We start from the raw sequence: 23,880 nt of genomic DNA on the forward strand, positions 1-23,880 counted from the left end.
CGCGGCCGCGAGCTTGTCCAGCGTGTCGTTCGCGCCCTTCACATACGCCGCGTGGTGCTTGCTGTGGTGCAGCTCGTTGATCTCACCCGAGATGTAGGGCGCGAGAGCGCCGTAGTCGTAATCGAGTTCGGGCAGCTCGTACCGGGCCATTGGCCCTCCTTCTGGTCGACGCGCGGTTTTGCTTGGCGGCTTCCCTCGCGGGAGCCTTCTGAAACCGAGCCTCGTACTTCAAGCTAGGTGGAGGTCAACCCGCTGTGACCCGGCTCATGCCGACGGGTCCCGGTACCGCGCGAGGTCGCGGGCCAGTTCGTCGAACACCGCCACGTTGTGCTCGAACGCGACCACGGATTCGTCGATCACCCGGGCGCGGTCCTCCTCGCTCCACGGGGCCTCGTCCAGCTTCGCGCGGTAGCGGTCGCGGAAAGCGGGGGCGCTGCCGATGTCGTCGAAGCGGTAGAAGAGCGTGCCCGCCTCGGCGAGGTCGAACTTCTTCTCCAGCAGCCGACGGATGATCTGGCCGCCGGCGATGTCGCCCAGGTAGCGCGTGTAGTGATGCGCCACGAACCCGCCGGACCAGCGCGACGCCTCGGCGATCCGCGCGGTGTAGGCCTTGGTGGCGGCGAGCGGGGCGATCTCGGTGCGCCAGCCGGGGCCGACCAGGCGGGCGAGGTCGCGTTCCAGCGCGGGCAGCCGGCGCAGCTCCTCGAACACGAACTGGCTGCCGACCGGGTCGTCGGCCATCGCGTCACCGGCGCGCTCGATCGCTTGGTAGATGAAGTAGTACTGGGTGGCGAGCGCCGCGTAGCCCGCCAGTGTCAGCTCGCCGCCGAGCAGCGCGTTCATGTACGTGGAGTGGTTGGCCTTGTCGTGCACCGTCCTCGTGGACGCGCGCAGCTGTCCGGAGAACGGGCTGGCTTCGAGGTCCGCGGTCACCGTCATCAAAGGCCTCCCGACGTTCTTTCTGACAAGCTGTCAGAAAGAACTGTAGGCCACGACTGGCACTTAGGCTACCCTAAAATCAGCCATTTTCACTCGAACCGACCGCCCGCCGGACGAACCGCACGGCGGCCTCAATGGCGTCTTCCAGCTGGTCAGCGGGCACATCGATGACCTGGCGGCTGCCGAGCGCGGCGGTGATCATCGGGACCGCCACCTCGAGGTCCTGCGCCGGCCAGCTGCCCGCGTCGACTCCGGCGAGCAGCACCGAGCGCAGCTGTTCGATGATCGGGTCGGCGTGCGCGCTGATCCGCTGATACGCCGCGGGCGCGAGCGCGGACTCCAGCGCGGTGCCGGGCGGAAGGTGGTGTTCGGCCAGCACGCGCAGCTGCAGCCGGACGAACGTGGCGAGCTGGGCGATCGGGTCGTCTTCGGCGTCCACCGCCGCGCGCAGCCGCTCGACATAACGCGCGGCCTCGTCCTCCACGAACGCGACCAGCAAGCTTTCCTTGTCCGGGAAGTGGTTGTACATCGCGGTGCGGCCGAGCCCGGCCTCCGCGGCGACACCGGCGAGCGTGATCGCGTCGAACCCGCGCTCGTACAGCTGCGCACGGACGACGTCGAACACTCGTGACCGCACTTCGCGGCGGTGCGCTTCGAGCGAACCGCCCAGCACCTTCGGCACGCGCCACCCCTTCCCGTGCGAAACACTGTAGGGGACCGCGCGAAACGGTTCAGTCGTCGAGCGCCCAGGTGTGCACCGGCTCGCCTGCCGCCGAGAGTTCCAGGTACCGCCGCAGCATCCAGTTGAGCGCGGTCTCGCGGTCGGCTCCGCGTTCATGCGCGCGCAGTACGTAGTCCCGCTGCCAGGTCGCGCCGCTGCGGCGGGCGAGGCATCGGCGTTCGATGATGCCGAGGTAGCGCACCCGGGCCTCGTCGGACACATCCGAACGACGCAGGCCTTCGTGGGCCAGCGGCAGCAGCACGCGCAACGCCAGCTCGTCCGGCGGGATCCAGCCGATGCCGGGCCAGTACAGCTGCGCGTCGAAACCCTTGCGCGCGCCTTCGTACAGGTTTTCTTCCGCTGCCTGGAACGACATCTGCGACCAGACCGGCCGGTCCTGCTCGGCCAGCGCGCGTTGTGCGCCGTAGAAAAACGCCGCGTTGGCCACCATGTCGGCGACCGTCGGGCCGGCGGGCAGCACGCGGTTCTCGATGCGCAGGTGGGGCAGGCCGTCGACTACGTCGTACACCGGCCGGTTCCATCGCCAAATCGTTCCGTTGTGCAGCCGCAGTTCGGAAAGTTTCGGCGCCTGCCCGGATTCCAGCGCTTCGATCGGGTCCTCGAGATCAGTCTCCGGCAGCAGGCCGGGAAAATAGCGGACGTTTTCCTCGAACAGATCGAAGATCGACGTGATCCACCGTTCGCCGAACCACACGCGCGGCCGGACGCCCTGGTTTTTCAGCTCCTCCGGCCGGGTGTCGGTGGCCTGCTGGAACAACGGGATCCGGGTTTCGTGCCACAGTGCCTTGCCCAGCAGGAAGGGCGAGTTCGACGCGAGCGCGGTCTGCACGCCGGCCAGGCACTGCGCGGCGTTCCAGTGCGCCGCGAATTCCTCGGGGGCCACCTGCAGATGTAATTGGACCGAAGTACAAGCGGCCTCCGGGAGAATGGACTCCGCGTAATGCCGCAGCCGTTCCGGCTGGGTTCCGGGAAGCGCCGGTCCGTCCATCGCGAGCGCGATCCGCTCGCCGCGCGCGGCGAAGATCTCGTCGTTCAGTGACGAATAGCGCGTTTTGTGGGAAAGCCACTTTTGGTCGAAGTGTTCCGGCCGCAGTGTCGGCAGAATGCCGATCATGGCCACCGACGAACCGGTGTGCGCCGCGCTTTCCCCGGCTTTCGCGAGGTAGGCGTGCAGGTCTTCTTCCAGCCGCAGCGCGGAATCCCCGGCGAGCGGGCGCGGCGGCACGTTGAGTTCCAGGTTGTGCTGGCCGAGCTCGGTGGTGAACACGGTGTCGTCGAGTGCCTCCAGCACGACCGAGTTGGTCATCGACGGACGCAGCTGCCCGTCCACCAGATTCAGCTCGACCTCGAGGCCGATGTTCTTGCGGGGAAAGGAAAAACTGCCGTCGGTGAGCATCCGCGCCAGAGCGTCCAGACACCGCTGGACCTTCCGGCGGTACCGTCCGCGATCGAGCCGGCCGGGGTGTGCCGATAGATCCGTACCCATGGTTCGACGCGCTCCTTGGCTGCTGTCCGCGGTGGTCTGGGCGGCTAGTACGCCAGGCAGACCACCGTCGCACAGCGAAGTGTCCTGGGCTAGCGGCCAAACTGGTGCTCTCCGTCACCGGCGGTTGACCCAGTGCGTAATTACGCCGTTTGCACTAGAGCGAGCCACGCGTTCGGATCAATGGGCACGGGTTCGGGCGGGTGCGAGACTGTCCGATGTGGCTCAACTGATCTTCACCGAGGACCGGGCGCATCCGGGCCTCGACGACTTCCGCGACCTGTCCACAGCGGACCGTCGCCCGGACCGGCCCGGCGGGCGCGGGCTGGTGATCGCCGAGGGAACCGTCGTGGTCGGACGGTTGCTTGCTTCGCGCTATCCGGTGCGAGCGCTGCTCGGGGTGGAGAGACGGCTGCGGGAACTGGAAAACGAGCTCGCCGCCGTCGACGTGCCCGCGTATGTGACGTCGGCGGAGACGATGGCCGACGTGGTCGGGTTCCATCTCAATCGCGGCGTGCTCGCGGTCGCGGACCGGCCGGAACCGCCCGCGGTTTCCCAAATCGTGGACAGCGCACAGGTTCTGGCCGTGCTCGAAGGGGTCGGCGACCACGAAAACCTCGGCGCGCTGTTCCGCAACGCGGCCGCGCTCGGCGTCGGCGGGATATTGCTCGGTCCAGGTTGTTCGGATCCTCTTTACCGGCGCAGTGTGCGCGTTTCGATGGGGCACGTGCTGCGCGTCCCGTTCGCGACTTTCGACAGCTGGCCCGGCGGCCTGGATGTGCTGCGGGCACGGGGTTTCACGGTGGCCGCGCTGACGCCGCGCGCGGATTCCGTGCCGCTGCGCGGATTGCGCGAAAAGGTGCCGGGCCCGATCGCGCTGCTGCTCGGCGCGGAGGGGCCGGGGCTGACGGACGAGGCGATCGAGGCCGCGGATGTCGCGGTCCGCGTGGAGATGGTGTCCGGCGTCGACTCGCTGAATGTCGCCACGGCCGCCGCGATCGCGTTCCACGAGGTCTCGTCGGGGGTCGCCCCACTAGAGTGACCCCCGGCACGTTTCTTGCGGGGAGGGGCACCATGGAGCTGCGGATCCGCGGCGAGCAGGCGGTGCTGGCCGGGCCGGGCGGCGAGCACGCGCGCGAGGTCGACCCGCGCCGGCTCGCGATCGGTGCCGACCTGGCGCAGGCGCTGCACGAGTGGGCGCGCGTGGCGTCGGCGTTGGCGCGATCCGAGTCAGAAGCCGATGTCGCCGGTTCGGTCGTGTCGCAGCGCGGCCGTCAGCTCGCCGCGCGGCTGGCCGCCGTGATGGGCACCGAGGTGCGCTTTGTCGACCCGGTGACTGGAGTGGAGACGGTCGTCGAGCCGCCGCCGCGGCCGGATCAGCCCGCGCGGACCCGGACCCCGGACGAGCCGACGCCTTGGTTCACCGGGCTTACGGTGTCGGTTTTCGCCGCTGCTGTGGTGATCGTGGCGATGCTCGCGCTGGCCGGCACGCTCGCCCGCGAGACGAGCACGTGGCTCGCGCTGATCGCGTCGCTGGTGGTCACCGGCGGCGTCGCGCCGTCGCTGTGGCTGGGGCGGAAGGTGCCGATCCTGCGCTGGGCGGTGTACGGCGCGGGCGGCGGCCTGGTGCTCGCGTGGATCGGCGTGCTGGCCACGGTGTTCTGACTCGCGGATACTGGCCCGATGGCTCCGTCTGATGAATCGTACGGCTCCGCCGTTCCGTTGAGGGCGGTGGTGGGGCGGCAGCTTGGGGAACTGCGCGCCCTCTGCCTCGCCCTGCCCGAAGCCACCGAACGGCTCAGTCACGGTGAACCGGCATGGTTCGTCCGCGGCCGCAAGACGTTCGTGATGTTCGCCGACCAGCACCACGACGACCGGGTCGCGTTCTGGTGCCCCGCGCCGCCCGGCGTGCAGGAGGAACTGGTGCGCACCGAACCAGAACGGTTCTTCCGCCCGCCGTACGTCGGGCCGAGCGGGTGGCTCGGGGTGCGGCTGGACGTGGACGTCGATTGGACCGAGATAGACCAGATCGTGCGCGAGGCCTACCGGCATGTGGCGCCGAAAAAGCTGGCCGCCCTGCTGGACGCGTGACCCCGGCCTGGCCCGCCTGAGTGAAAGTCCGTGAGGGGAACCCTGAGGGAATCTGATTCCCTCAGGGTTCCCCTCACGGACAATCGCAGGTCAGTGCAGGTCAGCCGCGCTGGGTGCGGACCCCGAGCAGCACGTCCTCCCAGGACGGCACGATCGGATGGCTCTTCTTCGCCTTCGTGCGCGGCTGTTCGACGTCGTCGCCGTCGGGCTCGCCCGGGACGCGCGGGATCTCGCGGGTCCCGTCGTCGCCCTCGTCCGGACCCTCGATGGCGCGCGGTTCCTCGACGGCGTCGAGCGTCGGCTGCACCACCGAATCACGGGCCGGGGCCAGCGCACGCACGGTGCGCGGGGCGACGTACGAGTTCGGGTTCAGCAGGACCTCGGCGTTCTCGTCGAGCGCGTGCACCGTTCCGCCGTGCGCGCCGGGCGAGAACGACCAGTGCGCGCGGTTGTCGGAGCGGCCGGCTTTCCAGCGCAGCACGACGACCCACTTGCCGTCGTCGCCGCGCCAGGCGTCCCAGGCGGCCTGGTTGTAGTCGTGGCCGCGGACGCCGAAGGCGTAGGCGATGACCTCGCCGAGCGTCTGGACGTCGGGCCCGTCCTCGCGGACCGGGTGCGCCGACTGCGCGAGCTCCGCCGTCCGGGACCGTTCGAGCAGCACCGGGTAGGCGAATCGCTCCACCCGCTGCGTCGAGACGCCCGCGCTGCTCGCGACCTGCTCGACGGACTCGCCCGCGCGGATTCGCGCCTGGATCTCGCGTGGCCGCATCTGGCTCTCCAACTCGATCTCGATCTGGCCCAGCCGGGCTATGTCCCCCCTCGCCGCCGCACGCAGTCTCTCGTCGGCCGGGAGCAGGAAGCGGGTACGGCTCGCCGGGTCCTCCAGCACGAGGGACTTCCCGTCCTCGTGCAGCCCGACCACCCGCAACGCCCGCATTTCTCGCCTCCCCGGTGTTCACCTTTGTGGGTGCCCACGTTAGAACGGCGCGTCGGCTTGACGTGCGAGGCGCGCCGACGCCTCACCCATCCGAACTCAATCCGACGACCCTTTCCCGGTTATTTTCGCGGTGCCGGTAATCCGGCACGGCCGTGACACGCCGACCACGGTGCGTCACGAACGAGTGGTCATCAACGCACACCGCCCCGCGAGCCGGGCGGCTGGCGGGGCGGTATGGGCGTTTTCCGTTCAGCCCAGCCGTTCCACGACGTATTCGATGCTCTGGGTGAGCTTCGTGACATCGTCCGGGTCGATCGCCGGGAACAGGCCGACGCGCAGCTGGTTGCGGCCCAGCTTCCGGTACGGCTCGGTGTCGACGATCCCGTTGGCGCGCAACGCCTTCGCGACCGCGGCGGCGTCGACCTCGTCGGCGAAGTCAACGGTGCCGACGACCTGCGAGCGCAGGTCCGGGTTCGCCACGAACGGCGTGGTGTACGAGGTTTTCTCGGCCCATTCGTACAGCCGGGTCGAGGATTCCTTGGTGCGCGCGGTGGTCCAGGAGAGGCCGCCCTGCCCGTTCATCCACTCGATCTGCTCGGCGAGCAGGAAAAGCGTGGAGACGGCGGGGGTGTTGTAGGTCTGGTCCTTGCGCGAGTTGTCGAGCGCCGTGGTGAGCGACAGGAATTCGGGGATCCAGCGGTCGCCGCCGCCGATCTCGCCGATCCGCTCGATCGCGGCGGGCGAGGCGAGCGCGATCCACAGCCCGCCGTCGGACGCGAACGACTTCTGCGGCGCGAAGTAGTAGACGTCGAAGTCCTCGGCCTTGACCGGAAGACCGCCGGCGCCGGACGTCGCGTCGATCGCGACCAGCGCGCCGTCGCTGCCTTCGGGACGCTGCACCGGCACCGCGACGCCGGTGGAGGTTTCGTTGTGCGCCCAGCCGACGAGGTCCGCGCCCTGGGAGTAGGCGATCTCCGGCGCGCTGCCCGGGTCGGCCTTCACCACGATCGACTCGCCGAGGAACGGGGCCTTGTTCGTGACGGTCGCGAACTTCGAGGAGAACTCGCCGTAGGTGAAGTGCTGGGCGCGCTCGCGCACGAGGCCGAACGCGGCGGCGTCCCAGAACGCGGTCGTCCCGCCGTTGCCGAGGATGACCTCGTAGCCGTCCGGGAGGGAGAACAGCTCGGACAGCCCGGCGCGCACCCGCCCGACGAGCGACTTGACCGGCTTCTGCCGGTGCGAGGTGCCGAGGTAGGTGGAACCGGACCGGGCGAGGGCGGCGAGCTGCTCTTCGCGGACCTTCGAGGGTCCGCAGCCGAAGCGGCCGTCGGCCGGCTTGAGGTCTGCTGGGATCGTCAACTCAGCGTCGGTCATGTGCTTAGTCTCTCAGGTCGGGACAACGCAGGTAACGGCGGTTGGCGGGTGTCCGACATGTGGAATCGTGACGGAATCGCACGGTTATCGGCCGCGCTGGGGGTGGGTTGCGCTCTTCGCCTTGACGGCGTTGGTGCACCCGTGGGACTCGACTGCGCTGATCGGCCTTCCAATCGGGGCGGCCGCGACATTGCTGATGGTTTTCGTGCCGTGGCGACGCGCGTGGTTCCGCCGTCGAGTGGTCCCCGCTGCGCTGTTCGCTCTGTCCGTGGCGTTCGCCGGGTTCGTCGCCGCCGGGTTCTTCGTCGAGCCGCCGAATCCCGACGAGGTCAGTTCAGCCGTTTTCGCGGTCGTGCTCGCCGTCGCGTTTCTCCTTGGCTCGCTGTGGTGGTGGCGGCCGTGGCGCCGGGTGCCGCCGAAAGGATCAGTGCGCGAGGTCCGCGCCGTGCTCGACGGGGACACCACTCAGTGGGACCACGGCCAGGAGCCTTCGAGCCTGCTGCGCGTCACGGTCCGTCCGCGCGGCTACCTCACCCTGCTCGACTGCCCGCCGGAGCAAGCGCGCGAACTTCGTCGGACGGGACGGTTGCGGCTGGACGAGCCGGACGCGCACGGCCGGGTCACGGCGGAGATCGGCGGGGTGGCGACGCCGGGGCTCTTCACGACTGACCCGACGGGCTTGCCGCGGCGGCGGTTGTCGCTGCGAAGGCTGCGCTGGCAAGCCGCCATCGCCGTACCCGCCGCGGTGCTGGCGGTGGCGATCGCGGTGGGCGGCGTGGTCGCGGCGTTCCGGTTCCTCGGCGGCTCCGGGTGGCCGGTGCTGATTCCCGCGCTGATCTGGGGAGGGGTCGCGGTGGCCTGGGCCAGGCAGACCCGCGAAACCTGGCGGTTGCGGCAGGGGCCGCTCACCTCGGTTTGGGCAGCGCTGCCGGACCGGCACGTGTGGCCCGGCACGTCGGTGACCGGCTGGCTCGTGCTCGAACCCGGCTGGCCGGGACGGTTCGGCATCGAGCACTGCCCGCCGGAACTCGCCGCCGAGCTGATCGAGCACCGGCGGCTGTGGGTGTTCGGTACGCCGGAGCTGGGCGACGTTCTGGTGGGCTTGCCCGGCCAGGACCTCTACGCGAAGGCGTGGCTGTCCCCGGCCGGGCGAGCGCCCGACCTTGACGCCGAAGAGCCCGGCGTCAAGGTCGAAGCGGGATGACTCAGCGCCAACCGGCCTCGTCCAGCCCGCCCGGAATCGGCGCGGCCGGGTCGTACGGCGTGCGGCTGAAGATGAACGTCGCGAGGTTCAGGTGGTTCGCCGTCCCGTCCGCGTCGCGGCCGACGGTGAGCGTTTCGCCCGCGTAGTAGCCGTCCAGGCCGAGCCAGGTGTCCGGGCCTTCGGGACGGAACCGCGAGGCCCGCCCGCCGCCGACGGCCGGGTTAAGCGAGATCAGGCCGTCGCCCTGCACCCGCAGGAAGTACGGCGACGGGCCCCAGTGCCACAGACCGGTCAGCGCGAGCAGTTCCGGGTCCACAGTGGACGGAAGCCACTCTTCGGGCAGCGCGGGTTCGAGGTCGTCGGCGGTGGTGAGCAGGTCGAGGCACAGCTGCGTGATGTTGACCCCCGAGGTGGAGTTCGCCAGGCACAGCGCGCCGGTGCCGCTGCGCGGGTCGACCAGGGTCGCGGCGAGGAAGCCGGGCATCGAGCCGGTGTGCCCGGCCAGGTGCCTGCCCTGGTAGCGCATGACCATCAGGCCGAGGCCGAACCCGGTCGACCACACCTCGGTGTCGTCGACGGTGTTCATCGTCCGCATCTCGTCGACGGTGTCGGCGGACAGCACGTCGCCGGTGTGGCCGCCGAGGAACGACGTCCAGCGGCCGAGGTCGGTGATCGTGGACCAGAGCTGGCCCGCCGGGGCCATCGCGCCGGCGTCCGGCCACTTCTCCGGCATCAGCACGTCGGCGAACGGGTGCACGGCGAATCCCTCGGCGTGCGCGCCTTCCGGGTGCGGGGTCGTGCGGTTCATGCCCAGCGGGGTCAGGATTTCGTCGCGCACGACGTCGTACCAGGGTCGTTCGCGGTGCCGGGCGACCAGCTCGCCGAGGACGCCGTAGCCGACGTTCGAGTAGTGGAACTTGGAGCCGGGACGCAGCTTCGTCGCGCCCTTTTCCAGGCTCGCGACGAGCGCCGCCCAGTCCGCGCCGGGCGCGCGTTCCCACCACTGGCCGGGCGATTCCGACGTCAGGCCCGAGGTGTGCGACAGCAGCTGCGCGACGGTGACCGAGCCGAACGCGGTGCCCGGCAGGTGTCGCTCCAGCGGATCGGTGAGATCGAGTTCGCCCTCGTCACGCAGCCGCATGACCGCGGTCGCGATCATCGTTTTGGTGATCGACCCCAGCCGGTACTGCGTGTCGTCGTCCGGGCGCTGGTCGCCGACGCGGCCGCGGGCTCCGGACCAGACGACGTCGCCGCCCCGCACGACAGCGGCGACGAGGGACGGGGCGCGGCTGACGGACTGCTCCTGCGCGAGCCGTCGGTACAGGGCGAGTTCGGTGGAGTCGAGCATGGCGTCATTCTGCCCGGAAGCGTCAGCCGAGCAGTTGCCGGTCCAGTGCCGTCGTCACCGCCGCCGTACGGTCGGAAACGCCGAGCTTCGAGAACACCCGAAGCAGATGCGTTTTCACCGTCGCCTCGCCGATGTGCAGCTCGCGGCCGATTTCGGCGTTGGTGTGGCCCTTCGCGACCAGCCGCAGCACGTCCACCTCGCGCGCGGACAGCGGCGACACCGGCACCGGGTTCCGCATCCGGTGCACGAGCTTGCCCGCGACCGACGGCGCCAGCACGGTCTCGCCGCGGTGCGCGGCCCGGATCGCACCGGCCAATTCCGTGCGCGACGCGTCTTTCAGCAGGTATCCCGACGCACCGGCCTCGACCGCGCGCAGGATGTCCGCGTCCGTTTCGTACGTGGTGAGCACGACGATCCGGCGCGCGGGCGTCTCCTTGAGGATCGCGTGGATCGCGCCGACGCCGTCGAGGCCCGGCATGCGCAGGTCCATCAGGATGACGTCGGGCTGTTTCACGCGGTCGAGCGCCACCGCTTCGTTGCCGGAACCGGCTTCGCCGACCACCGTGAGGTCGTCCTCGGCTTCGAGCATGCCGCGCAGTCCTTCGCGCACCACGGGATGGTCGTCGACGAGCATGATCGTGATCACGCGGGCACCTCCAGTTCCAGTTCGGTGCCGCCGTTCGCGCCGGTCCGCACTTCCAGAGCGCCGCCCACCTGCTCGGCCCGCGAACGCATGCCGCGCAACCCGAATCCGGTTCCATCGGCGTCCGGGGTGAAGCCGCACCCGTTGTCGGCTACCCGCAACCGTATCGCTCCGTCCACAGCGGACAGCTGTAGGCGGACGAGCGTCGCGCCCGAGTGCTTGCGCACGTTCGACAGCGCTTCTTGCGCCGCGCGCAGCAGCACCACTTCGACCGCAGTGGACAGTGGCGGCAGCGCATCATCCACTTCGCACTCAACCGGAATACCGAGTTCCTCGGCGAGCCGATCTGCTTGACGCTGTACGGCTTCCGGCAACGAGCCAGTGGACAAATCGGACGGTGCGAGCGCGGCGACCATCGCGCGGGCCTCGGCGAGATTCTCGCGCGCGGTGCGTCCGGCGAGCGCGAGGTGTTTGCGCACTGTGGACAGATCAGTGTCCAGTTCGGACTCGATCGCCTGGGTCAGCGTGATGATGCTGGTGAACCCCTGGGCGAGCGTGTCGTGGATTTCCCGCGCCAGCCGTTCGCGTTCGGCCGCGGTGCCCGCCTCCCGCGACAGCCGGGCGACCTCGGCCTGGCTGGACTCCAGTTCGCGGATCAGCTCGGCGCGGGCGCGACTCTGCTGCAGGACGTCGCTGGTGAACTTCCCGGCCAGCACGCTGAAGACGATGAGGATCGCGGTCATCGGCAGCAGGACCGAAAGCAACTGGTTGTCCCAGCCGCCGTTCAGCACCGCGGAGACGGGTTCGAGCAGGATCAGCAGCGTCGTCGCGAGGACCGCGGGCCGCAACTCCAGCAGCATGAACAGCAGCGGACAGGAGACGAACAGCACGAAGCTCGCCGTAGTGGTCGCGATGATGGCGGTGGCGCTCAGCGCGATCAGCGCCACCGCCGCGATGCCGCGAGCCGTCTCGTTGTCCTCGCCGTGCACGATGCGCCGACCCGTGGCGAGATACCCGGCGGCGATCGCGCCCAGCGCCGCTTCGGTCACGACCTTCGTCGTCGCCGAACCGTCGTTGATGAGCACCAGGAGGGCAGTCGCCACGTAGGCGACCGCGAACATCACCTCCCAGGACCAGTACGACCGCTCCCACGCGTCGGTCTGGTTCATTTCGCTTCGTTGGTCCACCGGAACGTCACCCTCGCGAGCACCAGGCCCACCACACACCACACCGCCAGCACCAGCGCCACCTTCGGAAGCTCCCATGTCCCCGCCATCTCCTGGGTCGCGGCCTCCGGCGGAAGGAACACCGAGCGGAAGCCCTGGCAGATCCATTTCAGCGGGAAGAACGACGCGACGTCGACCATGATCCTCGGCAGATGCGTGATCGGCGTGACGAACACCCCGGAGATGAACTGCAGCACCAAGTACACCAGCTGCACCAGCGCCACGGTCCCGGCCGCGGAACGGGCGACCGAGCTGATCGCGATGCCGAGCAGCGTCGAGGAGACGATCCCGAGCAGCAGCACCCAGACCAGCGTCAGCCACTTCGCCGGGTCGGACGGCAGTTCGAGGCGGAACATCAGCATCGCCACCGCGGCCATCAGCACGGTCTGCGCCACGCTGGTCACCGCGACCATCACCATTTTGCCGACGAAATAGGCCGCCGCGGGCATCGGCGTGCCGCGCAATCGTTTCAGCGCCCCGATTTCCCGGTCCGCGGCGATGCCGATGCCGACGCTGTTGAACGACGTCGACACGATGCCCGCGCCGATCATCCCGGCGGCGAGCAGCTGGCCGGACGACACCCCGGTCTGCGCGGTCGGGCCGTCGAGGATGGAGCCGAGCAGGATCATCAGCACCGCGGGCAGCGAGAAGGTGAACACCACCTGCTCGCGGTTGCGGAAGAACTGCCGCAGTTCGAGCGCGCCGCGGGCGAGGCCCAGGCTGAAGGTGCCCGGCACGGCCATTGTCGTGGTCACGGTTTTTCCCCGATCAGGTCGAGATAGACGTCTTCCAGGCTGGGTCGCGTCACGGTGAGGCCAGCGAGTTCCCCTTGCGCACCAGCGAGTTGCGAGACGAGTTTCGTCGGGAACTGCGTGCGTTCCTCGTGACTGCCGTGCTCGTCCTGCCACCGCACGACGGCCTCGGCTCGTTCGCGGCCGCCGAGCGTCGCCGGCGTCCCCTCCGCGACGACCGAACCGCGCGCGATCACCGCGAGCCGGTCGGCCAGCGCCTCGACCTCGTCGAGATAGTGCGTGGTCAGCAGGATCGTGGTGCCCTCGTGCGCGAGCGCGTCGATGAGCGCCCAGAACTGCCGCCGCGCCTCCGGGTCGAAGCCGGTGGTGGGCTCGTCCAGGAAGAGCAGTTCCGGACGGCCGATGATGCCGAGCGCGACGTCCACGCGGCGGCGTTGCCCGCCGGACAACGACTTCACCCGCGCGCCCGCCTTCGCGGTGAGGCCGACCTGGTCGATCACCTCTTCCGGATCCCGCGGGTTCGGGTAGTACTTCGCGAAGTGCCGCACGGTCTCCGCGACGGTCAGTTCCGCCGCGTCGGTGGCCGTCTGCAGCACGATGCCGAGGCGGGCGCGCCACGCGCGTCCCGCGGTACCCGGGTCCTCGCCGAGGACAGCGGCTTCCCCCGCCGTCCGCTGCCGGTGCCCCTCCAGGATCTCGACGGTGGTCGTTTTGCCCGCGCCGTTGGGCCCGAGCAGGGCGAACACCTCGCCGTCGTGGATGTCGAGATCGATCCCGGCCACGGCGAGGTGGCCCGGGTACTCCTTGCGCAGTCCGCGCACCCGCACTGCTGTGCTCATGGCGTTCAGCGTGCGCCGCCGGGGCCGGTCGGCGGAACGCCCGGGCAGTGGAATCCGGCTGTCCACCGAACGGTGGACACGCTGGTTTCCCGTGGAACCACGCGACTCACTGTTGACAAGTTGTCTAACATGACAAGATGTCTCACAAGCAGGTGACCGCCAGCGACGGAGTCCGCCTTTCGGTCCGGGTGAGCGGCAACCCGGACGGGCCCACGGTCGTGCTCGTGCACGGATACCCGGACAACAGCTCGATGTGGGACGGCGTCGCCGAGGAGCTGCGCCGCGAGCACCGCGTGGTCGTCTACGACGTGCGCGGCGCGGGCGAATCCGACAAACCGCGAGCGCGCCGGGCGTACCGGCTGGACCAGCTCGCCGACGACCTGGCCGCGGTGGTCGACGAGGTGCAGCCGTTCGGCAAGGTGCACCTCGTCGCGCACGACTGGGGTTCGATCCAGGCTTGGCACGCGGTCACCGGTGACCAGCTGCGCGGCCGGATCGCCTCGTACACCTCGCTTTCCGGGCCCAGTCTCGATCACGCGGGCGCCTGGTTCCGCGATCAGCTGACCCGGCCGACGCCGCGTCGTCTCGGGCACGCGTTGCGGCAGTTCCTGCACTCGTACTACATCGTCGCGTTCCAGGTGCCGTTGATTCCGGAACTGTTGTGGCGCACCGGAATCATGCGCACGATGATCCGGAAACTGGAGCCAGCCGAAACGTCGCCGAAGACGGCCGACGGCGTGCACGGCCTGAAGCTGTACCGGGCGAACATGGGGCCGCGGCTGTCCCGGCCGCGCCCGCGTCCGGCGGAAATCCCGGTGCAGGTGCTCGCGCCGACCGGCGATTCGTACGTCACCGCTCCGCTGCAGACCGAGGTCGAACGCTGGGTGCCGGATCTGCACGTCCGGCGCGTGGTCGGGTCGCACTGGATCACCCGGACGAAGCCCGCGGTCGTTGCCTCCGCGGCCGCGGAACTGATCGCGTCGGTGGAAACCGGCGAGGAAACTCGCGCGCTGCGGCGGTCTCGCGTCGGCGGCCCCAGCGGTCGCTTCGCGCACCACCTCGTCGTCGTGACCGGTGCGGGCAGCGGGATCGGCCGGGAGACCGCGCTGGCGTTCGCGGCCGAGGGCGCCGACGTGGTCGTCAGCGACATCAACGGCGATTCGGCGGCGGAAACCGCGAAACTGCTGCGGGAGCGCGGAGTCGACGCCGGTGAGTACACAGTGGACTCTTCGGACGGCGCGGCGGTCGCCCGGTTCGCCGAGCAGGTGCGGGACGAGTTCGGCGTGCCGGACATCGTGGTGAACAACGCCGGGATCGGAATGTCCGGCCCGTTCCTCGACACGACGATCGAGGACTGGGAGAAGGTCGTGGACGTCAACCTGTGGGGCGTGATCCACGGGTGCCGCGCGTTCGCGCCGATGATGAAGGAACGCGCCGAGGGCGGGCAGATCGTGAACCTCGCGTCGGCCGCGGCCTATCTGCCGTCGAAGATTCTCACCGCGTACGGGACCACGAAGGCCGCCGTTCTCGCGCTGAGCAATGGTTTGCGCGCGGAGCTGGCGGCCGAGGGAATCGGCGTCACGGCGGTGTGCCCGGGGCTGGTGAATACCAACATCACCAGCACCACGAAGTTCGTCGGGGTGGACGAGGTCGAGGAGAAGCGGCGGCAGAAGGAATCGTCGAAGCTCTACGCCCGGCGCAATTTCGGCCCGGAGCGCGTGGCGCGCGACATTCTGCGTGCGGTGGAGAAGAACGTCGCGATCCAGCCGTCCACTCCGGAAGCGAAGGTCGCGCTGGTCCTTTCGCGACTGACCCCGGGTTTGCTTCGTGCGGCAGCGAAACTGGACGTCACGCCGTGAGCCGTCCGCGCCGGATGACCGCGCAGGCCCGGCGGGACGACCTCATCGCGGCGGCGCTGGACCTGTTCGGCAGCCGGGCCCCGGAATTGGTCACGGTGGACGACATCGTGGCGCGCGCCGAGGTGTCGCGGCCGTTGTTCTACCGGTATTTCCCGAGCCTGCGGGAACTGCAAATGCAGGCGTTGCGGACGGTCACCGATGGTCTGGTCGACCGGCTCGCGACCCTTGAGGAAGGCCCGCCGGAAGAACGGCTGCGCGCGGCCGTACGCGGTCTCGTCGATGTCGCGGCGCATTATCGCGAGGGCTATGTCGCGTTGCTGCGCAGCGGTTCAGTCATCGCTACTTCGGAAACGGACGCGGCGATCGACGAGGTCCGCAACCGTGCCGTCGAACTGATCCTGGAAGCGCTGGCGATTCCCGAACCGTCGCCGCTGGTGCTCCTGACCCTGCGCTGCTGGACCGCAGTGGTCGAGGGCGCTTTGCTGTCGTGGCTGCAGGAAGGCACCGTCCCGCGCGAAACGCTGGACGGATGGCTCGTCGACCAGCTCACCGCGATGCTCGCCGCCACCGACGCGCACCTGGCCAAAAAGCCGTGAGGGGAACCCTGAGGGAATCAGATTCCCTCAGGGTTCCCCTCACGTACTTGGGTCAGGCCTGGGAGATGAGGTCCCAGCCTTCGACCTCGGAAGGCGTGCGCGGGCCGGGGCCGACGTACTTCGCAGACGGACGGACCAGCCGACCGGTCTGCTTCTGCTCCAGGATGTGCGCCGCCCATCCGGCGGTGCGCGCGGAGGAGAACATCGCCGGCATCATGTGCGGCGGCACCTTCGCGAAGTCCAGGATCACCGCGGCCCAGAACTCGACGTTCGTTTCGATCGGGTGGTCCGGACGGCGTTCGCGCAGCTCGGCCAGTGCGGCCTGCTCCAGCGCGGCGGCCACCTCGTAGCGTTCGGCACCCAGTTCCTTGCAGGTGCGGCGCAGCACGCGGGCGCGCGGGTCCTCCGCGCGGTACACGCGGTGGCCGAAGCCCATCAGCCGCTCCTTGCGGTCGAGGATGCCCTTGACCAGCGCGCGGGCGTCACCCGAGCGCTCGACCTCCTCGATCATCGGCAGCACGCGCGCCGGGGCCCCGCCGTGCAGCGGGCCGGACATCGCGCCGATCGCGCCGGACAGCGCCGCCGCGACGTCCGCCCCGGTGGAGGCGATGACGCGCGCGGTGAAGGTGGAGGCGTTGAGGCCGTGCTCGGCGGCGGAAACCCAGTACGCGTCGACCGCCTTGACGTGCGCCGGGTCCGGTTCGCCGCGCCAGCGGATCATGAACCGCTCGGTGATCGACTTCGCCTCGTCGACCCGCGACTGCGGCACCGCGGGCTGGCCGATGCCGCGCGCGGACTGCGCGACGTAGGACAGCGCCATCACCGAGGCGCGGGCGAGCTGGTCGCGCGCTTCCTCGTCGGTGATGTCGAGCAGCGGACGGTAGCCCCAGATCGGGGCGAGCATGGCGAGCGCGGCCTGGACGTCGACCCGCACGTCGCCGGTGTGCACCGGAAGCGGGAACGGCTCGGCGGGCGGGAGCCCGTGCCCGAACCGGCCGTCGACCAGGAGGCCCCATACGTCGCCGAAGGTCACCTTCCCGGCGAGATCCTCGATGTCGACGCCGCGGTAGCGCAGTGCACCGCCGTCCCGGTCGGGTTCGGCGATTTCGGTACGAAACGCGACGATGCCCTCAAGGCCAGGCCGGAACCCGTCGTCGGCTTCGTTGGTCTTGCTGATCGTGGAGGTAGTCACTCTTCGCGAACCCTTTCGATGCGCATTCCCCGGCTGTGTTGTGCACGCGCGGACGGGATACACGCTGGCTCCTTGCGCGCCTCATCGCACGGTGGGACAAACCATGCTCCCTTTGCCCGGCTGGGGCAACGGAAGAAGTCGTGGTTTCGGTCACGATTACGAGAACGATTCAGTCCAGGTGAGCCTAGGACGCCACTTTCTCCGGTCCAGTGAGGTGACCGCAGACTGGTACCCCGGTGGACTTGAGGTGAACCCAGACTTGCGGAGGCGGACGGGTGTCACGCTCGGTGAGCGCGGCGGGCGCCGGGCGTACTCCGGGAGTGGCGGGCTGCCGGGCGGGAATTGCGGAATCCTCGCCGAGGCGTTCCCGGCTTGTCCGAATTCTTTTCGAGTTCGGCGAACAAGCGCTGTCCCGGCCACGTAAACACTGCGTTGCCGAATCGGGCGGAGCGCGCCCTCCGGTGGTAGACCTTGGCCATGCACCTGAGCCCGCAGGAACGCGACAAACTGCTGGTCCACGTCGCGGCGGACGTTGCTCGCAAACGACTCGAACGCGGTGTCCGGCTCAATTACCCCGAAGCCGTCGCGCTCATCACCGATTACGTCCTCGAGGGCGCTCGCGACGGGTGCGCGGTCAGTGAATTGGCCGCGGGCGGGCGCACTGTGCTCACGCGGGCGCAAGTGCTCGACGGGGTGCCGGAAATGGTGGAGTCGGTGCAGGTGGAAGCGACTTTTCCGGACGGCACGAAGCTCGTCACGGTGCACGAACCGATTGCTTGAGCACGAACCGATTGCTTGAGGAGGAATTCTTGCGGCCAGGCGAGATCATTCCCGGCGACGAGCCGGTGCCGCTGAATCCGGGCCGGTCCCGGGTCCGGCTGCGCGTGCGCAACCTCGGCGACCGGCCGGTGCAGGTCGGGTCGCACTATCACTTCGCCGCGGTCAACCCCGGGCTGGAGTTCGACCGCGAAGCGGCCCGCGGGCACCGGCTCGACGTGCCCGCCGGGACCTCGGTGCGGTTCGAACCGGGGATCGACCGGGAGGTCGACCTCGTGCCGCTCAGCGGAAACCGGCGGGTGCCGGGGCTGCGCGCCGAATACGCCGGGGAGTTCTGATGCCGGAGATCGACCGCGCCCGCTACGCCGAACTGTTCGGCCCGACCGCGGGGGACCGGATCCGGCTCGCCGACACCGACCTGCTGATCGAGGTGACCGAGGACCGGTCGATGGGACCCGGCGGCAGCGGCGACGAGGTGCTTTTCGGCGGCGGGAAGGTGATTCGCGAGTCGATGGGCCAGGGCATGGCCACCCGTGCCGAGGGCGCGCCGGATCTGGTGCTCACCGGTGCGGTGATTCTCGACCACTGGGGCGTGGTGAAGGCCGACGTCGGGGTGCGCGACGGCCGGATCGTCGGCATCGGGAAGGCGGGCAATCCGGACACTATGGACGGTGTCGATCCGGCGCTGGTGATCGGTCCGTCGACGGAAGTGCTGGCGGGCAACGGGAAGATCCTCACCGCCGGCGGCATCGACTGTCACGTGCACTTCGTCTGCCCGCAGCTGGTGGACACCGCGCTCGCGGCCGGACTGACCACTTTGGTCGGTGGCGGCACCGGGCCGAACGAGGGCACCAAGGCGACCACGGTGACACCCGGCGCCTGGAACCTCGGCCGGATGCTGTCCGCGATGGACGGTCAGCCGGTGAACGTGTTGCTGCTGGGAAAGGGAAACACTGTCCGGCACGAGGGGTTGCGGGAGCAGCTGGCCGCCGGGGCGGGCGGGTTCAAGCTGCACGAGGACTGGGGTTCGACGCCCGCCGCGATCGACGCTTGCCTCACTGTCGCGGACGAATCCGGGGTGCAGGTCGCGATCCACACCGACACTTTGAACGAGGCCGGGTTCCTGGAGTCCACTGTGGAGGCGATCGGCGGCCGGTCGATCAACGCCTACCACACCGAGGGGGCGGGCGGCGGGCACGCGCCGGACATCATCGAGGTCTCCGGAATGGCGAACTTCCTTCCGTCGTCGACGAATCCGACCCGGCCGCACACCGTCAACACCCTCGACGAGCACCTGGACATGCTGATGGTGTGCCACCATCTGAACCCGTCGGTGCCCGAGGACCTCGCGTTCGCCGAAAGCCGGATCCGGCCGAGCACGATCGCCGCCGAGGACGTCCTGCACGACCTCGGCGCGATCTCGATGATGAGTTCCGATTCGCAGGCGATGGGCCGGATCGGCGAGGTGATCATCCGGACCTGGCAGACCGCGCACGTGATGAAAGCCCGCCGTGGCGCGCTTCCCGGCGACGGTGCGGCAGACAATCTGCGCGCCCGCCGCTACGTCGCGAAGTACACGATCAACCCGGCGATCGCGCACGGAATGGACGCGGAGATCGGCTCGGTGGAGGTCGGCAAGCTCGCCGATCTTGTTTTGTGGGAACCGAAATTCTTTGGCGTGCGCCCGCATGTGGTGCTGAAAGGCGGATTCCCGGCGTGGGCGGCGATGGGGGACGCGAACGCTTCGATCCCCACGCCGCAACCGGTGCTCGCACGGCCGATGTTCGGTGCCGCGCCCGCCGTGGCGGCCGCGTCCAGCCTGCACTTCGTGGCCCCGGAAGCGCTGGAGTCCGGGTTGCCGGAACGATTCGGCATCGCCCGGCCGTTGGTACCGATCGCCAACACCCGCCGCCGGACGAAAGCGGACATGGTGCTGAACGACGCCACCCCGGCGGTACGAGTGGATCCGGACAGCTTCGCGGTGCGGGTGGACGGCGAGCTGATCGAACCGCATCCGGTGGCCGAATTGCCCATGGCGCAAAGGTATTTCCTGTTCTGATGGACCCAGTCGCACTCATTCTCGCGGACTCCCGGTTCCCGGGCGGCGGGCACGTGCATTCCGGCGGCCTCGAAGAGATAGCGGCGCGAGGCCTTGTCCGGTCCGAACGCGACTTGCCGGGATTCCTCTTTGGACGGTTGCACACGGCGGGGCTGCTCGCCGCCGCGTTCGCCGCTGCCTCAGCGCATGCTGCCGCCCGAGCCGTCGAGAGTGTCCATTGGCGACAACTCGATCAGGAACTCGACGCCCGCACGCCCTCGCTCGCGCAACGGGAAGCGTCGCGGGCACAAGGCCGGGGCACGGCGCGAGCCGGACGTGCCGCGTGGCCGTCCCCAGTCCTGTCGCAGCTGCTGACCGAAACTCCGCGCCCGCATCATCCGATCGTCAGCGGCGCGCTCGTCGGTATCGGCGGCGGCAGTCCGTTCGACGCGGCCATGGCGGTGGCCTACCTCGCCGTGAGCGGCCCGGCGAGCGCGGCCGTACGGCTGCTTGGGCTGGACCCGTTCGCGGTGAACGCGGTGGTCGCACGGATGGCCGGACCGTTGCGCGAGGTGAGCGGCCAGGCCGCCGAGACCGCCGGTGCCGATCCGGCCGATTTGCCAGCACCGGCGTCGCCGGCGCTGGATTTGTTCGCCGAGGAACACTCTCGGCATCACCAGGAAGAGGTGCGTCTCTTTGCCAGCTGAACACGGTCACGGGCACTTTCACGCCGTCAACTTCGACCCGACCGCCGCCGAACCGGACCACTACGACGCGGCGCCGACCGCCGGACGGGCGTACCGGATCGGCATCGGCGGCCCGGTCGGCAGCGGCAAGACCGCGCTCACCGCCGCGTTGTGCCGCGCGCTGGGCGGCGAATACAACCTGGCCGTGGTCACCAACGACATCTATACGACCGAGGACGCGGACTTCCTGCGCCGGGCGGGCGTCCTCGACCCGGAGCGGATCGAAGCGGTGCAGACCGGGGCCTGCCCGCACACCGCCATCCGCGACGACATCACCGCGAACCTCGACGCGGTGGAACGGCTGGAGGAGAAGTTCCCCGGCCTGGAGCTGGTCATCGTGGAAAGCGGCGGCGACAACCTGACCGCGGTGTTCAGCCGCGGACTGGCCGACAGCCAGATCTTCGTGGTCGACGTCGCGGGCGGGGACAAGGTGCCGCGCAAGGGCGGTCCCGGGGTCACGACGGCCGACCTGCTGGTGATCAACAAAACCGACCTCGCCCCGTTGGTCGGCGCCGACCTGACCGTGATGACCTCGGACGCTCACCGCATGCGGGGCGAACTGCCGGTGTTCGCGCAGTCCCTAGTGGACACCCCGGACGCTCCGGCGGTGGCGGACTGGGTGCGTTCGCTGGTGCCGGTCCGGCAGGGGTGAAGGCGCACGCACGCCTGGTCGCCGCCCTCGACGATGGACGGACGGTGCTGCGCGAGCTGAGGTCGATGGCACCGCTGATGCTCGTCCCGCGTCGGCAGCGTGGCGCTGGTGCGGTGGTGCATCTGGTCAACTCGGCGACCGCGCCGCTCGGCGGTGATGAGCTACGGCTCGAGATCCAGGTCGGGCCCGGTGCGGAGCTGAAGCTTTCCGGCGTCGCGGCGACCCTCGCGTTGCCCGGGCTGCGCGAGGTGCCGAGTTTGTCCACTGTGGAGATCGTCGTCGAGGACGGGGGTTCGTTCGAATACCTGCCGGAGCCGACCGTCGTCACCGCTCGCGCCGACCACGTCGCCGTGCTGCGCGCCGACCTGGCCGCGGACGCCCGGTTCCACACCCGCGAGGTGCTCGTCCTCGGCCGGGAGGGCGAGCGTCCGGGCAGGTTGTCCTCGACAGTGCACGTGACCTGCGGCGACGTCCCGGCTCTCCGGCAGACGCAGACCGTCGGTGACGCTCTTTTGGACGCGAGCCTCGCCGTGCTGGCTGGGCATCGAGTGCTGGTGACTGAGGTCGAGTTCGGCAGACCGCCGCGGCGAGCGGAGTCCGGACCCTGGTGGTCGCGGACCCCGCTCGCCGCGGGCGGCACGCTGACGACCGCGGTCGGTCCGGATGTGGTGGCCGCGTCGAGACTCGGTTTATCCGGCGGTGCGGAAAGTCGGCTCGGGCAGTGAGACCGGGCCGGCCTCGCGGCACATGTCGTGGCAGCCGCTGTCCAGCGTGCAGCACAGCGAGCAGATCGCGCCGCCTTGGTTGGCGCAGTCGGCGATGTCCGGCAGTTCGTAGGCGTCGCCGCAGACCGAGCAATTGTGCGTGGCGGTGGGGTCCTGGTCGACCTCCGGGCCGGAGACGAGGTTGGGCCGCACCAGGTAGTACCGGCCGCGGGTGGCCGCCGCGAGCACCGGCACCAGCGCGACGGCGATCACCAGCGCCAGCAGCGGGCTGAAGGCCGCCAGGTATTCGCCGAACGCGCCGAAGTACGCCGCGATCGACACCGCGGAAGCGAGCACCATGGCACCGAAGCCGACCGGGTTGACCTTGTGCAGGTAAGCCCGTTTGAATTCGATGTAGCGCGGGGAAAGGCCGAGCGGTTTCGCGATCACGAGGTCCGCGCACACCGCGCCGATCCAGGCGATCGCGACGTTCGAATAGAAGCCGAGGATCTTGTTCAGGAAACCGAACGCGCCGAACTCCATCAGCGCGAGCGCGATCCCGCAGTTGACCAGCACATACCAGGCACGGCCCGGGTGGCGGTGCACTACGCGGGAGAAGAAGTTCGCGAACGACAGCGAGCCGGAGTACGCGTTCGTCGTGTTGATCTTGATCTGCGAAACCACCACGAACAACGCGGCGAAAGTGAGCGCGGCCGGTCCGAGCGCGGGCCGCACCGCCTCGAGATAGGGCGCGATCGGCTCCAGCGCCGTGGTCTTGCCGACCGCTCCGAGCGCGAGGAAGGCCAGCAGGGCGCCGCCGATCTGCTTGGCCGCGCCGAGCACCACCCAGCCCGGCCCGGCGGCGAGCACCGCGGCCCACCAGGAACGCTTGTTCTCCGCCGTCTTCGCCGGCATGAAGCGCAAGTAGTCGGCCTGCTCGCCGATCTGCCCGATCAGCGACAGCGCGATGCCCATCCCGAAACCGAAGCCGACCGCGGAGAATCCGGAACCCGCGCCCTCGATGCCGCCGAACGCCGCGAAATCGGCGAATCGTCCGGGTTCCCGCACGAGCACGACGACGAACGGCAGCACCAGCCCGGCGATCCAGATCGGCTGCGTCCAGGTCTGCATCTTCGCGACCGCGCCCATCCCGTAGAGCGCGAACGGCAGCACGATCAGCGTCGCCAGCAAGTAGCCGATCGGCAGCGGAATGCCGAGCGCCAGCTGGAACGCCTGGCCCATGATCGAGCCTTCGAGGGAGAAGAAGATCACGGTGAAACTGGCATAGACGAGCGAGGTGAGGGTGGACCCGAAGTAGCCGAACCCGGCGCCGCGGGTGAGCAGGTCCATGTCCACGCCGTAGGTCGCGCAGGCGCGCGCGATCGGTACCCCGGTCACGAAGATCACCACCGCGGCGGCCAGGATGGCGAGAACTCCTGAGGTGAAGCCGTAGGACAGCACGATGCTGGCGCCGATGGCGAAGTCGGCGAGGTAGGCGATCCCGCCCAGCGCGGTCGTCGCGACGACTAACGGCGACCAGCGCCGGAACGATTGCGCGGCGAAGCGCAGCGAGTAGTCCTCGCGGTTTTCGTCGGCGGCGAGCGCGGCGTAGGTGCGTTGCGGTTTTTGCGTATCGTCGCGTTCGGACAGAGTTTCGGTCATTTGACCTGCCTCCGTAACTGGGGACGGGTGCCGGAGCAGGTCGAAAGGTAGGTGCGGGCTGTATCGATCAGGGGCC

At 69.5% G+C, this 23,880-nt stretch carries 24 protein-coding genes and 1 pseudogene; 12 read left to right on the forward strand and 13 right to left on the reverse strand.

Translation table 11 applies throughout. From position 1 onward, the window contains the following. The 4 genes and pseudogenes from ACZ7SW_RS37925 to ACZ7SW_RS37940 form a co-directional block, all read right to left on the reverse strand. Positions 1-150, reverse strand: a pseudogene (locus ACZ7SW_RS37925) (superoxide dismutase); the annotation flags it as partial. Between the two features lie 114 nt (positions 151-264). After that, complete coding sequence (locus ACZ7SW_RS37930) at positions 265-939, reverse strand: biliverdin-producing heme oxygenase (RefSeq protein WP_470235185.1); 675 nt, start codon at positions 937-939, stop codon at positions 265-267. A gap of 79 nt (positions 940-1,018) precedes the next feature. Then, positions 1,019-1,621 (reverse strand): TetR/AcrR family transcriptional regulator, encoded by a 603-nt coding sequence (locus ACZ7SW_RS37935; RefSeq protein WP_470235186.1) that lies wholly within the window; start codon positions 1,619-1,621, stop codon positions 1,019-1,021. 49 nt (positions 1,622-1,670) lie between these two features. After that, entirely contained in the window at positions 1,671-3,167 is a 1,497-nt protein-coding gene (locus ACZ7SW_RS37940) for a glutamate-cysteine ligase family protein (protein ID WP_470235187.1), read from the reverse strand. 217 nt (positions 3,168-3,384) lie between these two features. Here ACZ7SW_RS37940 and ACZ7SW_RS37945 point away from each other — a divergent pair, with 217 nt between their 5' ends. From ACZ7SW_RS37945 to ACZ7SW_RS37955, 3 genes are read left to right on the forward strand one after another with little or no spacing between them, the layout of a single operon-like run. Then, positions 3,385-4,206 (forward strand): TrmH family RNA methyltransferase, encoded by an 822-nt coding sequence (locus tag ACZ7SW_RS37945; protein WP_470235188.1) that lies wholly within the window; start codon positions 3,385-3,387, stop codon positions 4,204-4,206. 32 nt (positions 4,207-4,238) lie between these two features. Then, complete coding sequence (locus tag ACZ7SW_RS37950; protein WP_470235189.1) at positions 4,239-4,829, forward strand: DUF2537 domain-containing protein; 591 nt, start codon at positions 4,239-4,241, stop codon at positions 4,827-4,829. A gap of 18 nt (positions 4,830-4,847) precedes the next feature. Then, the gene (locus tag ACZ7SW_RS37955) at positions 4,848-5,255 is read left to right on the forward strand and encodes an MmcQ/YjbR family DNA-binding protein (protein ID WP_470235190.1); all 408 of its coding nucleotides are present in this window, start codon (positions 4,848-4,850) and stop codon (positions 5,253-5,255) included. A gap of 100 nt (positions 5,256-5,355) precedes the next feature. Here ACZ7SW_RS37955 and sepH read toward each other — a convergent pair whose 3' ends face one another. Beyond that, the gene (gene sepH / locus ACZ7SW_RS37960; protein ID WP_470235191.1) at positions 5,356-6,192 is read right to left on the reverse strand and encodes a septation protein SepH; all 837 of its coding nucleotides are present in this window, start codon (positions 6,190-6,192) and stop codon (positions 5,356-5,358) included. A gap of 249 nt (positions 6,193-6,441) precedes the next feature. After that, positions 6,442-7,566 (reverse strand): phosphoserine transaminase, encoded by a 1,125-nt coding sequence (serC, locus tag ACZ7SW_RS37965; protein WP_470235192.1) that lies wholly within the window; start codon positions 7,564-7,566, stop codon positions 6,442-6,444. A gap of 121 nt (positions 7,567-7,687) precedes the next feature. On the opposite strand from serC, the gene ACZ7SW_RS37970 reads away from it, so the two are divergent. Beyond that, a complete protein-coding gene (locus ACZ7SW_RS37970; RefSeq protein ID WP_470235193.1) occupies positions 7,688-8,770 on the forward strand; it encodes a hypothetical protein in 1,083 nt (360 codons plus the stop codon). 1 nt (position 8,771) lies between these two features. On the opposite strand, the gene ACZ7SW_RS37975 is transcribed toward ACZ7SW_RS37970, so the two are convergent. From ACZ7SW_RS37975 to ACZ7SW_RS37995, 5 genes are read right to left on the reverse strand one after another with little or no spacing between them, the layout of a single operon-like run. Continuing rightward, a complete protein-coding gene (locus tag ACZ7SW_RS37975; RefSeq protein WP_470235194.1) occupies positions 8,772-10,118 on the reverse strand; it encodes a serine hydrolase domain-containing protein in 1,347 nt (448 codons plus the stop codon). Between the two features lie 22 nt (positions 10,119-10,140). After that, the gene (locus ACZ7SW_RS37980) at positions 10,141-10,764 is read right to left on the reverse strand and encodes a response regulator (protein WP_470235195.1); all 624 of its coding nucleotides are present in this window, start codon (positions 10,762-10,764) and stop codon (positions 10,141-10,143) included. Next, on the reverse strand, positions 10,761-11,930 hold the full coding sequence (locus ACZ7SW_RS37985) for a sensor histidine kinase (RefSeq protein WP_470235196.1): 1,170 nt from the start codon (positions 11,928-11,930) through the stop codon (positions 10,761-10,763). The genes ACZ7SW_RS37980 and ACZ7SW_RS37985 overlap by 4 nt, the downstream gene beginning before the upstream one ends. After that, positions 11,927-12,742 (reverse strand): ABC transporter permease, encoded by an 816-nt coding sequence (locus ACZ7SW_RS37990; protein WP_470235197.1) that lies wholly within the window; start codon positions 12,740-12,742, stop codon positions 11,927-11,929. Before ACZ7SW_RS37990 ends, ACZ7SW_RS37985 begins: the two co-directional genes overlap by 4 nt. Then, entirely contained in the window at positions 12,739-13,578 is an 840-nt protein-coding gene (locus tag ACZ7SW_RS37995) for an ABC transporter ATP-binding protein (RefSeq protein ID WP_470235198.1), read from the reverse strand. The genes ACZ7SW_RS37990 and ACZ7SW_RS37995 overlap by 4 nt, the downstream gene beginning before the upstream one ends. A gap of 152 nt (positions 13,579-13,730) precedes the next feature. Here ACZ7SW_RS37995 and ACZ7SW_RS38000 point away from each other — a divergent pair, with 152 nt between their 5' ends. Beyond that, a complete protein-coding gene (locus tag ACZ7SW_RS38000; RefSeq protein WP_470235293.1) occupies positions 13,731-15,437 on the forward strand; it encodes an SDR family oxidoreductase in 1,707 nt (568 codons plus the stop codon). 14 nt (positions 15,438-15,451) lie between these two features. Then, complete coding sequence (locus tag ACZ7SW_RS38005; protein WP_470235294.1) at positions 15,452-16,033, forward strand: TetR/AcrR family transcriptional regulator; 582 nt, start codon at positions 15,452-15,454, stop codon at positions 16,031-16,033. A gap of 52 nt (positions 16,034-16,085) precedes the next feature. Here ACZ7SW_RS38005 and ACZ7SW_RS38010 read toward each other — a convergent pair whose 3' ends face one another. Then, positions 16,086-17,225 (reverse strand): citrate synthase 2, encoded by a 1,140-nt coding sequence (locus tag ACZ7SW_RS38010; RefSeq protein ID WP_470235199.1) that lies wholly within the window; start codon positions 17,223-17,225, stop codon positions 16,086-16,088. 477 nt (positions 17,226-17,702) lie between these two features. On the opposite strand from ACZ7SW_RS38010, the gene ACZ7SW_RS38015 reads away from it, so the two are divergent. From ACZ7SW_RS38015 to ACZ7SW_RS38040, 6 genes are read left to right on the forward strand one after another with little or no spacing between them, the layout of a single operon-like run. Then, a complete protein-coding gene (locus ACZ7SW_RS38015) occupies positions 17,703-18,005 on the forward strand; it encodes an urease subunit gamma (RefSeq protein ID WP_470235200.1) in 303 nt (100 codons plus the stop codon). A gap of 29 nt (positions 18,006-18,034) precedes the next feature. Next, on the forward strand, positions 18,035-18,340 hold the full coding sequence (locus ACZ7SW_RS38020; protein ID WP_470235295.1) for an urease subunit beta: 306 nt from the start codon (positions 18,035-18,037) through the stop codon (positions 18,338-18,340). Continuing rightward, entirely contained in the window at positions 18,340-20,061 is a 1,722-nt protein-coding gene (locus ACZ7SW_RS38025; RefSeq protein ID WP_470235201.1) for an urease subunit alpha, read from the forward strand. The genes ACZ7SW_RS38020 and ACZ7SW_RS38025 overlap by 1 nt, the downstream gene beginning before the upstream one ends. Then, positions 20,061-20,747, forward strand: coding sequence for an urease accessory protein UreF (locus tag ACZ7SW_RS38030; protein ID WP_470235202.1), 687 nt, complete (start codon positions 20,061-20,063; stop codon positions 20,745-20,747). The genes ACZ7SW_RS38025 and ACZ7SW_RS38030 overlap by 1 nt, the downstream gene beginning before the upstream one ends. Continuing rightward, entirely contained in the window at positions 20,737-21,438 is a 702-nt protein-coding gene (gene ureG, locus ACZ7SW_RS38035; protein ID WP_470235203.1) for an urease accessory protein UreG, read from the forward strand. Before ACZ7SW_RS38030 ends, ureG begins: the two co-directional genes overlap by 11 nt. Further along, the gene (locus ACZ7SW_RS38040) at positions 21,435-22,163 is read left to right on the forward strand and encodes an urease accessory protein UreD (RefSeq protein WP_470235204.1); all 729 of its coding nucleotides are present in this window, start codon (positions 21,435-21,437) and stop codon (positions 22,161-22,163) included. The genes ureG and ACZ7SW_RS38040 overlap by 4 nt, the downstream gene beginning before the upstream one ends. On the opposite strand, the gene ACZ7SW_RS38045 is transcribed toward ACZ7SW_RS38040, so the two are convergent. After that, on the reverse strand, positions 22,128-23,804 hold the full coding sequence (locus ACZ7SW_RS38045) for a purine-cytosine permease family protein (protein WP_470235205.1): 1,677 nt from the start codon (positions 23,802-23,804) through the stop codon (positions 22,128-22,130). The genes ACZ7SW_RS38040 and ACZ7SW_RS38045 overlap by 36 nt on opposite strands. Between the last annotated feature and the right edge of the window lie 76 nt (positions 23,805-23,880).

It is taken from the genome of Amycolatopsis sp. NPDC114484 (assembly GCF_055633755.1).

Coding starts and splice junctions, on each gene's coding strand:
- ACZ7SW_RS37930 (WP_470235185.1), bottom strand. CDS start 939: ATGACGGTGACCGCGGACCTCGAAGCCAGCCCGTTCTCCGGACAGCTG.
- ACZ7SW_RS37985 (WP_470235196.1), bottom strand. CDS start 11,930: ATGAACCAGACCGACGCGTGGGAGCGGTCGTACTGGTCCTGGGAGGTG.
- ACZ7SW_RS38015 (WP_470235200.1), top strand. CDS start 17,703: ATGCACCTGAGCCCGCAGGAACGCGACAAACTGCTGGTCCACGTCGCG.
- ACZ7SW_RS37975 (WP_470235194.1), bottom strand. CDS start 10,118: ATGCTCGACTCCACCGAACTCGCCCTGTACCGACGGCTCGCGCAGGAG.
- ACZ7SW_RS38045 (WP_470235205.1), bottom strand. CDS start 23,804: ATGACCGAAACTCTGTCCGAACGCGACGATACGCAAAAACCGCAACGC.
- ACZ7SW_RS37950 (WP_470235189.1), top strand. CDS start 4,239: ATGGAGCTGCGGATCCGCGGCGAGCAGGCGGTGCTGGCCGGGCCGGGC.
- ACZ7SW_RS38030 (WP_470235202.1), top strand. CDS start 20,061: ATGGACCCAGTCGCACTCATTCTCGCGGACTCCCGGTTCCCGGGCGGC.
- ACZ7SW_RS38005 (WP_470235294.1), top strand. CDS start 15,452: ATGACCGCGCAGGCCCGGCGGGACGACCTCATCGCGGCGGCGCTGGAC.
- ACZ7SW_RS37955 (WP_470235190.1), top strand. CDS start 4,848: ATGGCTCCGTCTGATGAATCGTACGGCTCCGCCGTTCCGTTGAGGGCG.
- ACZ7SW_RS37940 (WP_470235187.1), bottom strand. CDS start 3,167: ATGGGTACGGATCTATCGGCACACCCCGGCCGGCTCGATCGCGGACGG.
- ACZ7SW_RS38025 (WP_470235201.1), top strand. CDS start 18,340: ATGCCGGAGATCGACCGCGCCCGCTACGCCGAACTGTTCGGCCCGACC.
- ACZ7SW_RS37995 (WP_470235198.1), bottom strand. CDS start 13,578: ATGAGCACAGCAGTGCGGGTGCGCGGACTGCGCAAGGAGTACCCGGGC.
- sepH (WP_470235191.1), bottom strand. CDS start 6,192: ATGCGGGCGTTGCGGGTGGTCGGGCTGCACGAGGACGGGAAGTCCCTC.
- serC (WP_470235192.1), bottom strand. CDS start 7,566: ATGACCGACGCTGAGTTGACGATCCCAGCAGACCTCAAGCCGGCCGAC.